An 11,962-nucleotide genomic window follows, 5' to 3' on the forward strand; every position below is an offset into this window, starting at 1 on the left:
GTAAAGTTAAATGGCAGACAGGAGTTTTTTAGATGCAATACGATTACGATTTATTTGTTATTGGTGCCGGTTCAGGTGGCGTTCGAGCCAGCCGCATGGCGGCATCATATGGTGCAAAAGTCGCAGTATGCGAAGATCGTTATCTGGGCGGAACTTGTGTAAATGTCGGTTGTGTACCTAAAAAACTTTATGTTTATGCTTCTGAATATTCAGCCCATTTCAACGATGCCAAAGGCTTTGGCTGGCAAGTCAGTAAACCGGCTTTTGACTGGGCGACGTTACGTGATAACAAAACAGATGAAATCAGTCGTTTGAATGGTGTCTATGAAGGCATTCTGGATCGTGCCGGCGTTGAGATAATCGATGGCAGAGGCAAAATAATTGATGCCCATACGGTGGAAGTAAATGGTAAGAAATTCACCACAGAACGAATTTTAATTGCTACGGGCGGCTGGCCATTTATCCCGGATATACCCGGTAAAACCCATGCAGTGGATTCCAATGGAATTTTTGATTTGGCAGAATTCCCTAAACGCCTGGCGGTTGTGGGCGGGGGGTATATCGCCGTGGAGTTTGCCGGTATTTTTCATGGCTTGGGTGCTCAAGTCACACAAATTGTCCGTGGTGGCGGATTACTTAATGGTTTTGATAAAGAGACGGCTGAATTTGCTGCAGAGCAGATTCAACAAAATGGTGTGCATATTCACTTTAATACCGAAGTGACATCAATTAAGAAACAAAAAGATGACAGTTTATATTTAACCATGTCGGATGGTCATCATTTAACGGTTGATACCGTGTTATTTGCCACCGGCAGGAAACCACATCTCGATGGATTGGGACTGGAAAATGTTGATATCAAGCTTGGTAAAAGTGGACATATCGAGGTTAATAAAACCTTTCAGACGTCTGAACCCAGTATTTACGCCCTGGGCGATGTAACAGGTGGTATGGAACTAACACCTGTAGCATTAGCCGAGGGTATGGCATTGGCTGGCTATCTGTTTGATAAGCAACCTTGTAAAGTGGATTACAGTAATATTGCCACCACAGTGTTTTGTCAGCCGAATATCGGTACTGTCGGTATGACTGAAGAACAGGCACGTAAGGAATATTCAAATGTATTGAAATATCGCTCAAACTTTCGCGCGATGAAACATACCTTGGGTGGCTCGCAGGAACGCACTTTAATGAAGTTACTGGTCGACGGTGATACTGATAGAGTGTTAGGAGCACACATGGTGGGAGACTCAGCAGGGGAAATTATGCAGGGCATAGCCATTGCGATTAAATGCGGAGCAACCAAAACAGATTTTGATGCAACGATTGGCATTCATCCAACTGCAGCGGAAGAGTTTGTCACTATGCGCACCCCTGTAAGTGATTAATCAGGAAAATCCTGAGTCCCTTCGGGTGTATCACTGAGGTTTTAGTTGTTTGAACACGTTAATATATACCTAAGTCAGCAAACGCTGATATCAAATTTGAGGAGAAAGATTATGTGGACTAAACCAGAATATTCAGACATGCGTTTCGGTTTCGAAGTAACAATGTATATCTGCAACCGTTAATACGCAGTTATAAAGAAATAAGAAACCTCAGTCTTCGGACTGGGGTTTTTTTTCGCCTGTCAGAAACCTCTTCTTAACCACTCTGGTCTGATTGCCAAATTCATTACCTCCTCGGACTCACATGAGCAAAATTGCAATTATTGGCAGCGGATTGGCTGGCCTCACACTGGCTCATCAACTTCAACCCTACGCGGACATTCATTTGTTCGAAAAAGCGCAACGTGCTGGCGGCAGATTGGCATCACGTACCGCGGGCTTATTTCAGTTTGATCATGGTGCCCAATTTTTTACGGTTAAAACACCACGTTTTGCTGAATTTATTCAGCCATTAATCAAAAAGCAGGTGATAGAACGCTGGGATGCACATTTCGCAGAATTTGCCGGCGCTGAAAAAGTAGTAGAACGCCAGTGGAATGCAGACTATCCACATTATGTTGGCAGTCCTGATATGCAGGCGTTTGCTCAGGCGCTCGCTGCCCCCTTGGATATTCAGTTTAATCAGCAAATCACCCATCTTATGCAACAGAATGGGAAATGGTGCTTATTGCACCAAGGGACGCAAATCGCGGATGATTTTGATTGGGTGATCAGCTGTCTGCCAGCGAGCCAGACCGCCAATCTTTTACCCAAGGAGTTTGCCAGCCACCATTCTATTGAGCATACAAAAATGCTGGCCTGTTACGCGTTAATGCTGGGTTTTAATGATGCCCCCGCTCTCGACTGGCAAGCCGCGTTAGTACGAGATGCAAAAATAAGCTGGATGTCGGTTAATAGCTCCAAACCTTCTCGCTCCGGTGAGTTTTCAATGGTGATACAAGCCAATAATATTTGGGCAGAAGAAAACCTGGCCGTCGAGGATGAGCGAATCAAACAACAAATGCTTGATGAAGTGCAGCGTGTCAGTGGACTGGATACTGGTAAAGTCAGTCATATCGATTTAAAGCGCTGGGTCTTCGCTAATATTCCTGCTCAAACTGGTCAACAATTTTATCTGGATAACACTTTAAAATTGGCGGCTTGCGGTGACTGGTGCATTCAGGGTCGAGTCGAGTCGGCTTTCAGCAGTGCAGAGGCACTGGGACAACAACTCATCCTGCAGTTAAGCTAATCCTGATGCTTTTCAATAAATGTTGTGATTGGAGCGAGTAAAGCACCTTGTCCACGCAAAGGTTTTGCCAGCTTGGCAACCATAGCCACATGGCCGTAACCATCAAACTCCACCAATTCTACTGAATTACCATGCTGCTTGAGTTTATCTGCCAGTCGATAACTGTTACGTGGTAGTACAGTCCGATCATCAGTGCCAACCAGTAATAACATCGGAGGGTGATCGTTGGTGACAAAATTCACTGGCTGACTTTGCCACTGGCTGCTTTCATCGCCAAAAATTTGTTTTAACGTGTCACTTTTCAGTGGCAGGAAATCATAGGGTCCAGCTAAACCAATCATTCCTTGCAACTGCTGTGGCTGCATATCAACCTGCTGTAAATAAAGCGGATTCACCGACAACATGGCAGCAATATGTGCTCCGGCAGAGTGTCCGGCAATAAACAGCTTTTCCGGATCACCGCCAAACTCTGCAATATGCTGTTTGGTCCAGCCCACTGATTGAGCAGCATCTTCGATAAATTGAGGAAATACGACTTCAGGGTAGACTCGGTAATCGGGAATCACCACGATGACACCCTGTGAAGTCAAGGCTTCTGCGACAAATTTATAATCTGCTTTATCGCCTGTTTCCCAGCCGCCACCATAAAAGAAAATAACCGTTGCTGGTTTCGTGGTTACTGTTGAATTCACGGGCTGATAGATATCCAGTTTAAGGCGCGGATGGTCACCATAAATCAGATCTGCTCGATGTTGATATCCTGATTCCGGCACCATGGCGTTTAATACGGTTACCGGTGAACAAGCACTTAATGAGAGCGCCGAGAGACTGCCTAATAAACTTTGAATAAACTGGCGAAGCACGCAAACATTCCTTAAGTTAATAGCTTAACCAGACTGACTTAGCGAGACGGAGGTTCCTTCGAACAGACTAACGAGCATAAGAATGAAGCTTGTTGCAGACTTTCTCTGCATCTTTCAAGTTACGTTTCGCTTTTTTTACCCGCTTATCTTCAATCATCGCAATCATACCGACAACACCAATCATACTGGCAATCGCGCCGGCAATCCCACCCGATAACCAGGCAATCAGCATCGCCAGTCCAATTAAGCCAAACACTTGGATTACAGTAAATTGCGATGCCAGTTTTTCTTTTTGGCAGGTCGTTAATTTTTGATCCCAAAGCTGAATCAGTTCGGTCAGCTCATCGTCAGTCAACACATTGAAATTAACATAGTATTCCAGACCGATAATCTCGTCGTTATCATTTCGTGAACTCAGATCAATCGTTTCTGCCATCATTTTCAGCGCTATATAGGTATCTTCATCCTTTTCCATACATACTCCATCAGCATTGTTGATTCACTATCGCTTTAGCTGCAGTGGGGTCTTAGGGGTGTTCTCCCAACAGTTTATTTTCACAACCTTTTCACCCGAACAAGAACAGACTTATCATGGGAATAACTCCCAAAAAGTGGGTGAGGTTATGAATAGAACGTTATTTAAAACATTGGGATATATTCTGTCAGCGCTGACATTCACCGGCGTCTCTACCAGTCATGCTGTTCAGCCTACCATGGCTTATGTAGAAAATCTGAAGATTGATCTTATTTTTGATGATGCCGGCAGTTTTAAAAATGACCGAGCGGCAGTAATGATTGCCAATCAGGGCATAGCACAATTTGCCATGATCAATCCTGATGGCGACATTCTGTTCACCGCCGATGAAATCAATGATTTGGACAGCGGCGTCACCGCCTATCGTAAAGATAATCTATGGGGCATTGTAGATCGAAATGGAAAAATAATACTGCAGCCCACCTACCCAAAAATTCAATCTTTTAAAGAGGGATATGCTGCTTTTATCAAGGATGGAATGTGGGGCTTTTTAAATACTTCTGGTCAGCAAGTAGTTCCGGCCAAATATGACAAGGTGGGCGTTTTCTCAGAAGGTCTGGCGGGTTTCAAAGTCAATGATCAATGGGGCTACCTGAATACTGAGGGAGAAGAAGTCATTAAGGCGCAGTTTGATGAAATTCAGATCTTCAGCGAACAACGAGCTGCCGTTAGAGTGGATGAAGAATGGGGATATATTGATGCCGAGGGGAAACGGTTAATCAAACCAGCATTTGCCCAGAGCCGGGTATTTCGCGAGGGTTATGCTGCTGTATTTGTTGAGGGTAAGTGGGGCTACATCGATAAAAAAGGGGATTGGCTGATACGTCCTCAATTTGATCAAGCCAAAGCATTTGGTGAGGGTTTTGCGGTAATCAAACAAAATGGGCTATACGGTTTTATTGATTCCAGTGGAGAAATAGTAGTCAAGCCGTATTTTGATGATGCCTGGAATTTCCGCGAAGGGTTAGCCCGTGTGGAGAAAAACGCCAAGGTTGGCTATATCAATACCGAAGGCCAGATTGAAATTGAACCGGAATATGTCTGGGCATATTCATTTTCGGATGGTCTGGCGGTGATAACCTATAATTATCGGCAGTATGGTTATATTAACCGGCAGGGTGAACTGGTTATCGAACCACAATTTGAACATGCTCAACCGTTTAATGAAGGTTTGGCGGCAATAAAAATTCGTGATAAATGGGGTTATATTTCGAGGAATTAAGCAGTATCTTCGGCCTCATCGGTTTCTTCATCCAGCCAGCGATACAACGTACGACGACCGATTCCCAGTAACGCAGCGGCGCGACGTTTATTACCGTCCACCTCTTTTAAAACCATATTTACATAACGTTTTTGTAACTGATCCAGGGTTGGCAATACGACACCGGCCAATAACTCATCATTTTGCCTATCCGTTTCAGGGCTTGCCATCGCCAGTTTTGACGGTTGATTTTCCAGTAAACGAGAGGGTAAATGCTGCGGTTGCACCCAGTCTTCGTTGCAAAAGGCAAACGCTCTTTCTACGACATTCTGTAGCTCCCTGACATTGCCCGGAAAGGCATAGTCACGAATAATGTCCAATGCTTTATCGCTGAACCCCTGAATGTTACGTCCCTGAGCAACCACCAGTTGTTGTAAAAACTGCTGTGCCAGAATTTCCCTATCCTCTTCACGGTCCCGTAAAGGGGGCACTGACAAAGCAAAGGTTTCCAGTCGATAGAATAAATCTTCCCGAAAACTGCCTTCAATAACTTTTTGTTTCAAATCCCGATGGGTGGCCGCAATAATACGGACATCCACTTTTTCTTCGGTATCATGGCCCACCGGACGAATCGATCCATCCTGTAAGGCGCGTAATAATTTTGCCTGCAATGCCATTGGCATTTCACCAATTTCATCCAGTAACAAACTGCCACCATTTGCTTCCTGTAATAACCCTTTGCGGGCTTTTTTGGCACCGGTAAACGAGCCTGCAACATGACCGAAAAACTCACTCTCCAGTAACTCTTGGGGTATACCGGCACAATTCACCGCTAAAAATGGCCCGTCAGCACGATCACTTTCTGCATGTAATGCTTTGGCGACCAGTTCTTTGCCGGTTCCACTCTCGCCATTGATCAATACCGGCCCCTGAGCCCGGCCAATGACTTTAATCTGTTCAAACAGATTACGCATGGCTTCACTGCGACCAAACATCTGATGAAAAGCGGGCTGCCGGTTGAGCTTGCGAAATTGAAACAGCTCATCATGTAATTTACGGGTAGCAACCACCCGCTCTACCGCCAGCAGAAAATGTTCCAAATCCAGAGGTTTGGTGAGAAAGTCATCGGCGCCGGCCTGTAAAGCCTGCACTGCCTGTCGCACACTGCCAAATGCCGTGATAACTATCAATCCTGGTCGTTGTTCTTCCGGCCAATGGGTGACAACCTGCTCTACCACCTGCATTCCATTGCCATCTGGCAAGCGCAAATCAGTAACAATCAAAGCCGGTTGATTAATGTTGAGCCAGTCCAGAGCCGATTGGAGCTGATGATGAATCTCCAGATTCCAGCCTTCAGTTTCCAGCTCATCTGAAATCAGCCGGGCTAATGCCTGATCATCTTCTATCAACAGGATGGGCAAATTTTTATTCTGTTTTGTGGTCATGCGCTTGTTCCGCAATCTGTAGTTAAAACCAACGGTAAAATTAGACTGAATCTGGCCCCACCCAGTGGACTATGACTCAAAATAATCTCCCCCTGATGTTCTCGCAGGATCCGTTTCACAATAGCCAGCCCCAGACCACTTCCTTCGCCCGGCGCTTTGGTGGTGACAAAGGGATCAAAAATCTGGGCTTTCTGCTCCTCGTTAATACCAGGGCCGGCATCGTCTATATGGATTTTTAACTGTTTCCCATCCTGTTCCCAACAGAGTTCAACCGGGCCCTCAGGACAGGCCTGACAGGCATTGCGTAATAAATTGATCAATCCCTGCTCCAGGCTTAATGAATCGCCTTTAATTGTTGCCATGGGTCCCTTAACAAGAGTGACTTGATAACCTTGATTGGCCAGCAATGCCTCGGCCCTCTCGATCAATGACGTCACATCAAGTTCACGAAATTCAGCACGCGATGAACGACCAAAACTGAGTAATTGCTGAATAATCGAGGTCATTCTGGCCGCCTGCTGACGGATTTCATTTAACTCTTTTACGTCGTTTTCGTTTTCCAGACGCCTTAATAATCGGCCGGCTCTTCCATCAACCACTGTTAGCGGGGCACCTAATTCATGAGCGACACCGGCCGATAATTGTCCAAGTGCTGCCATGGTTTCGGTTTGCCGGAGTCTTTCTGCCATCTGCTCCCGGGCGGAACGTTGCTGAGCTTCACTTTTCTCTGCAGCTTCAATCGCATTGAGCATGCCATTGAGTCCTTTTGCCAATTGGCTTATTTCTATCGGTCCCTGCTCTGCTGCCCGATGTTCTCTATCCCCCTGGCTCACCCGCCGCATGCTCTCAACTAATTTCTGCAATGGGGTTTCAATGGCACGCTGGTGGGAATAGGTAATGACCCCAAGAATAATTAATGACACCAGACCAAAACTACCCCAGGCCCAATATTTTAATTCAGTCAGCTCACGGTCAATATCACTGCGCCGACGAGTCACTTGTAATAGGCCATTTGGCTGGCCAGTCGCATCAAAAATAGGCATAAAAAAGGAATACACATTCCGGCCACGAATCCGTTCATATTGTGCAAATTCACCTTCGGCGATCTGTTCAAGTGCATCCGTTGCCTGTTCTTTCGTCGGATTAACGACACCAAAACTGCTTAACCGCTTGCCATTGGCATCGAATAAGTAGGCTCCATATACCTCGGTAATACCAAAAACCGAAGCCATGCTGTTTTGTAACTGATCCAGATCCTGCCGTTCCAGCGCCTGAGAAACTGGCAAATGAATAGTTCGGGCCACTTGCTGTAAATCCCGCTGCATTCTTTCCTCGATAAACTGGCCCACCATAGATAGACCAATCGCGAGGATCATCGCCAGCACCAGTAACACTGGCAATGCAACCTGCATGATCAACACTAATCGCAGATTGCTGAAAATGGATGGAAAACGCATTCAATGGCCTCTTAACAAACTTGAATTTATGGCACATGGGCCAAATTGACACATACCAAAGTACCCGTCAAGCTTCATATAAGCATTAACAGATGTAATACGAAACATTTTATAGATTAAATACAATGACTTATAAAAATACAGCTTTCTGGCACGATTGTCGCAACAACCTGTATGTGTTCCACAATCTATAAAGGAAAACACCATGAAAAAAACAGCTATTTTTGCTTCAATTTTAATGGCTCTGGGTCTAAGCGCTCCTGCTTTTGCAGAACAACCACAACAGGCAGCTCCTCAAGCTCCAATGCCTGAAACAGCTCCAGCAACTGATTTCAGTGATTCTGAGTTGCAAAAATTTGTTGATGTTCAGGGTGATCTTGAAGAAATTCGTAATGAATATTCAGGCCGTCTGGAAAGTACTGAAGATCCTGACCAAGCTGCAAAATTACAACAGGAAGCCAGCCAGAAAATGGTCCAAACCGTTCAAAACGAAGGCCTGGATGTCGAAACATATAGCAATATCGCCTTGGCTATCCAAAGTGATGCTCAATTGCGTGACAAAGTGCAGTCTATGCTTAACTAATAACGTTTCAGCTTCGTATATCGTGGAAAAGCCGGGGTTCTCCCGGCTTTTTCATTTCTGGACTACTTATTTTTTGAACTAAATCGATAGGCTAAAAAATACAAGGCGGGTAACACCAGCAACGTCAATAACGTTGAAGAAATAATTCCTCCCACCACGACTGTAGCCAATGGACGCTGGACCTCAGCACCGGTTCCCGTATTTAATGCCATCGGCAGAAACCCTAAACCAGCTACCAGTGCGGTCATCAATACAGGGCGTAACCGTTGCATTGCGCCCTCGAAAACAGCTTCCAGCAGCACCATACCCTGCTCACGCAGCTGTCGGATAAATGTCAACATCACCACGCCGTTTAAGACGGCTATACCTGATAAAGCAATAAATCCCACTGCCGCAGAAATGGATAACGGCATATCCCTTAACATCAGTGCAATCAGACCACCGGTTAATGCCATTGGTACACCGGTAAAAATCAGCAAAGCATCTTTTAATGAATTAAATACACTGAACAATAACATCAGGATCAGCAACAGTGTTATGGGCACCACAATCATCAATCGCTTGCTGGCCGATTCCAATTGTTCAAAGGTTCCGCCATATTCCAGCCAATACCCTGCAGGTAAATTGAGCTGTTGTGCATTCTGCTGCACATCCGCGATAAAGGATCCCAAATCCCTATCCACCACATTGGCACTGATAATGACATGACGTTTACCGCTTTCACGGTTTATCTGATTGGGGCCACTGATGGCTTTAATATCGGCAATTTCACCCAACGGCACATAAGATAAATCTGGATCATCACTGTCAGGTAATGCGATGGGAAGTTTGGCCAACCGGTCGGGATTCTTACGTATCTCATCATCTAATCTAACCACGATTCGGAAACGTTTATCTCCCTCATAAATCAAGCCGGCAGAAGTACCACCAATCGCCGTTTGAATGCTTTGCTGCAGACTGGCGATATCCAAACCCAACAAAGCAAGATGATCACGTTGTGGTTCAATGGATAACATCGGTAAACCAGTCAGTTGTTCCATCCTTACATCTGAAGCACCAGTAACACCTGACAACATTTGCTCAGCCTGGCCGCCCAGTTGATAAAGCGTCTCCAAGTCATCGCCATAAATTCTTAATGCCACGTCTGCACGCACCCCGGCAATCAGTTCATTGAAACGCATTTCAATCGGCTGGGTGAATTCATAGAGATTTCCCGGCACTGCTTCAACCGTTTCTCGTAATTCTGCCAGGAATTCCGCCTTACTCAATTGGGGTTCAGGCCATTTTTCGATGGGTTGCAAAATAACAAAGGTATCCGCAACACTTGGTGGCATCGGGTCGGTGGCAATATCCGGCGTACCAATTTTCGAGTACACATGTTTAACCTGTGGAAACTCGGCTATTACCGATTCCAGCTGATTTTGCATCGCCACAGATTGTTCAAGTCCGGTGCCAGTGACCCGCAATGCGTGCAAAGCGATATCACCTTCATCCAGTTGTGGCAGAAACTCGCTACCTAAACGCGAACCATAATAAACCGTGATACTGACCATCAACGTGGCCAGTAAGACAATTATAAAAGGCAGACGTAAAGACAGGCTTAACAGCGGACGATAAATCCACCGCGCTACCCGCATAATTGGATTTTCCTGTTCGGCTACCCTGCCGGTGATCAATACCGCCACCGCGGCTGGCACAAAAGTCACCGCAAATATCAAAGCCCCGGTTAGTGCTGCCACCACGGTAAACGCCATGGGATGAAACATTTTTCCTTCAACACCGCTGAGGGCAAAAATGGGGAGATACACCAGCATGATAATAAACATGCCAAATACCGCCGGATTAAACACTTCCCGGGTACTCTCAATCACCTCCGCCAAGCGTTCCTGCAAACATAATAACCGGCCCAGACGTTGCTGTGCCAAGCCCAGACGTCGCAAGGCATTTTCCACCACAATCACCGCACCATCGACTATCAGTCCAAAATCAATCGCTCCCAGACTCATCAAATTGCCCGACACTTTGTTACTGACCATTCCGGTAATGGCAAATAACATACTTAACGGAATGACCAGCGCCGTTATTAACGCTGCCCGAATATTTCCCAGCAATAAAAACAACACCACAATGACCAGTAGAGCACCCTCGAACAGATTTTTTTGTACCGTTTTGAGTGTTTTATCGACTAATGTGGTCCGGTCATATACAGCTTCAGCCACAATGCCTTCAGGCAAGCTTTGATTTACCTGTTCCAGGCGGTCAGCAACGGCTCTGGCGACCACTCGACTGTTTTCGCCAATCAACATAAAAGCCGTACCTAACACCGTTTCCTTTCCATCCTGGGTCGCCGCGCCGGTACGTAACTGTTTTCCGTAAAATACTTCGGCCACATCCATTATCCGGATCGGCGTGTCATCACGTTTGGTAATAACGACATTTCGAATATCTTCCAGAGAGGTTAACTGACCTGGGGAACGTACCAGCCACTGTTCGCCATTCCGTTCAATATAACCGGCACCAGCATTCTGATTATTACGTATTAATGCTTCGCTCAGTTCAGCCAGGCTGACTTTGTAGGCCAGCAGTTTGGCTGGATCAGGGGCTACCTGATATTCACCTTCATACCCACCGATACTATTGATCTCAGTAACGCCCGGCACTTTTACCATCTGGGGACGGATAATCCAGTCCTGTATGGTGCGTAAATCTTCTGCAGTATATGTACTGCCATCGGCTTTAAACACATCCGGTTTCGCACGGACACTGTAAGTAAAAACTTCACCCAAACCAGTGGCGATCGGTCCCATCTGTGGTTCTATGCCAACAGGTAACTCACTGCGAATTCCCTGCAGACGTTCATTTATCAACTGCCTGGCAAGATAAATATCCGTATCTTCTTCAAATACCACCGTGACCTGAGATAACCCATAGCGTGATAAAGAACGGGTGTAATCGAGATTGGGTAAGCCGGCCATAGCATTTTCAACGCTATAGGTAATTCGCTGTTCAACCTCCAACGGTGAATAACCTTCTGCTTCGGTATTAATCTGCACCTGAACATTGGTAATATCCGGTACAGCATCAATATTAAGCTGGAAAACATTGTAAGCGCCCACTCCGGCAATAAGTATTGTTAAGAATAGCACCAGCCATCGGCGGTACACTGAAAACTGTACAATTGAATGAATCATGCTTAATT

The 11,962-nt window shown here is 45.7% G+C and carries 10 protein-coding genes; 5 read left to right on the plus strand and 5 right to left on the minus strand.

Annotated features, from left to right (window positions below; all coding sequences use genetic code 11):
* Window positions 1-32: 32 nt before the first annotated feature.
* The 3 genes from gorA (at window position 33) to B3S93_RS06170 (ending at window position 2,679) form a co-directional block, all read left to right on the plus strand.
* Window positions 33-1,388 carry a glutathione-disulfide reductase gene (gene gorA, locus B3S93_RS06160; protein WP_292354325.1) on the plus strand — a complete coding sequence of 452 codons (1,356 nt, stop codon included), beginning with the start codon at window positions 33-35 and terminating at the stop codon, window positions 1,386-1,388.
* Between the two features lie 111 nt (window positions 1,389-1,499).
* Window positions 1,500-1,571 (plus strand): pyrroloquinoline quinone precursor peptide PqqA, encoded by a 72-nt coding sequence (gene pqqA, locus B3S93_RS06165; RefSeq protein ID WP_081443609.1) that lies wholly within the window; start codon window positions 1,500-1,502, stop codon window positions 1,569-1,571.
* A gap of 121 nt (window positions 1,572-1,692) precedes the next feature.
* The gene (locus B3S93_RS06170; RefSeq protein WP_292403578.1) at window positions 1,693-2,679 is read left to right on the plus strand and encodes an NAD(P)/FAD-dependent oxidoreductase; all 987 of its coding nucleotides are present in this window, start codon (window positions 1,693-1,695) and stop codon (window positions 2,677-2,679) included.
* Here the strand turns inward: B3S93_RS06170 and B3S93_RS06175 are convergent.
* Both B3S93_RS06175 and B3S93_RS06180 read right to left on the minus strand, forming a co-directional pair.
* Window positions 2,676-3,542 carry an alpha/beta hydrolase gene (locus B3S93_RS06175; RefSeq protein ID WP_292403575.1) on the minus strand — a complete coding sequence of 289 codons (867 nt, stop codon included), beginning with the start codon at window positions 3,540-3,542 and terminating at the stop codon, window positions 2,676-2,678. The two genes, B3S93_RS06170 and B3S93_RS06175, sit on opposite strands and share 4 nt — an antisense overlap.
* A 67-nt stretch (window positions 3,543-3,609) precedes the next feature.
* A complete protein-coding gene (locus tag B3S93_RS06180) occupies window positions 3,610-4,017 on the minus strand; it encodes a hypothetical protein (protein WP_292354319.1) in 408 nt (135 codons plus the stop codon).
* A gap of 148 nt (window positions 4,018-4,165) precedes the next feature.
* Here B3S93_RS06180 and B3S93_RS06185 point away from each other — a divergent pair, with 148 nt between their 5' ends.
* Window positions 4,166-5,299: a WG repeat-containing protein gene (locus B3S93_RS06185; RefSeq protein WP_292403573.1), complete on the plus strand. Its 1,134-nt coding sequence runs from the start codon at window positions 4,166-4,168 to the stop codon at window positions 5,297-5,299.
* Here B3S93_RS06185 and B3S93_RS06190 read toward each other — a convergent pair.
* Both B3S93_RS06190 and B3S93_RS06195 read right to left on the minus strand, forming a co-directional pair.
* On the minus strand, window positions 5,296-6,723 hold the full coding sequence (locus B3S93_RS06190) for a sigma-54-dependent transcriptional regulator (protein WP_292403569.1): 1,428 nt from the start codon (window positions 6,721-6,723) through the stop codon (window positions 5,296-5,298). The genes B3S93_RS06185 and B3S93_RS06190 overlap by 4 nt on opposite strands.
* Window positions 6,720-8,180: a sensor histidine kinase gene (locus tag B3S93_RS06195; RefSeq protein ID WP_292403566.1), complete on the minus strand. Its 1,461-nt coding sequence runs from the start codon at window positions 8,178-8,180 to the stop codon at window positions 6,720-6,722. Before B3S93_RS06195 ends, B3S93_RS06190 begins: the two co-directional genes overlap by 4 nt.
* Before the next feature lie 205 nt (window positions 8,181-8,385).
* Here B3S93_RS06195 and B3S93_RS06200 point away from each other — a divergent pair, with 205 nt between their 5' ends.
* Window positions 8,386-8,763, plus strand: coding sequence for a DUF4168 domain-containing protein (locus B3S93_RS06200; protein WP_292354310.1), 378 nt, complete (start codon window positions 8,386-8,388; stop codon window positions 8,761-8,763).
* Window positions 8,764-8,825: 62 nt separating this feature from the next.
* On the opposite strand, the gene B3S93_RS06205 is transcribed toward B3S93_RS06200, so the two are convergent.
* A complete protein-coding gene (locus B3S93_RS06205) occupies window positions 8,826-11,954 on the minus strand; it encodes an efflux RND transporter permease subunit (RefSeq protein WP_292403562.1) in 3,129 nt (1,042 codons plus the stop codon).
* Window positions 11,955-11,962 lie beyond the last annotated feature (8 nt).

Source organism: Methylophaga sp. UBA3613 (assembly GCF_002375415.1).
Lineage (GTDB): Bacteria > Pseudomonadota > Gammaproteobacteria > Nitrosococcales > Methylophagaceae > Methylophaga.

Coding starts and splice junctions, on each gene's coding strand:
- B3S93_RS06180 (WP_292354319.1), bottom strand. CDS start 4,017: ATGGAAAAGGATGAAGATACCTATATAGCGCTGAAAATGATGGCAGAA.
- B3S93_RS06185 (WP_292403573.1), top strand. CDS start 4,166: ATGAATAGAACGTTATTTAAAACATTGGGATATATTCTGTCAGCGCTG.
- B3S93_RS06190 (WP_292403569.1), bottom strand. CDS start 6,723: ATGACCACAAAACAGAATAAAAATTTGCCCATCCTGTTGATAGAAGAT.
- B3S93_RS06200 (WP_292354310.1), top strand. CDS start 8,386: ATGAAAAAAACAGCTATTTTTGCTTCAATTTTAATGGCTCTGGGTCTA.
- B3S93_RS06205 (WP_292403562.1), bottom strand. CDS start 11,954: ATGATTCATTCAATTGTACAGTTTTCAGTGTACCGCCGATGGCTGGTG.
- gorA (WP_292354325.1), top strand. CDS start 33: ATGCAATACGATTACGATTTATTTGTTATTGGTGCCGGTTCAGGTGGC.
- B3S93_RS06195 (WP_292403566.1), bottom strand. CDS start 8,180: ATGCGTTTTCCATCCATTTTCAGCAATCTGCGATTAGTGTTGATCATG.
- B3S93_RS06170 (WP_292403578.1), top strand. CDS start 1,693: ATGAGCAAAATTGCAATTATTGGCAGCGGATTGGCTGGCCTCACACTG.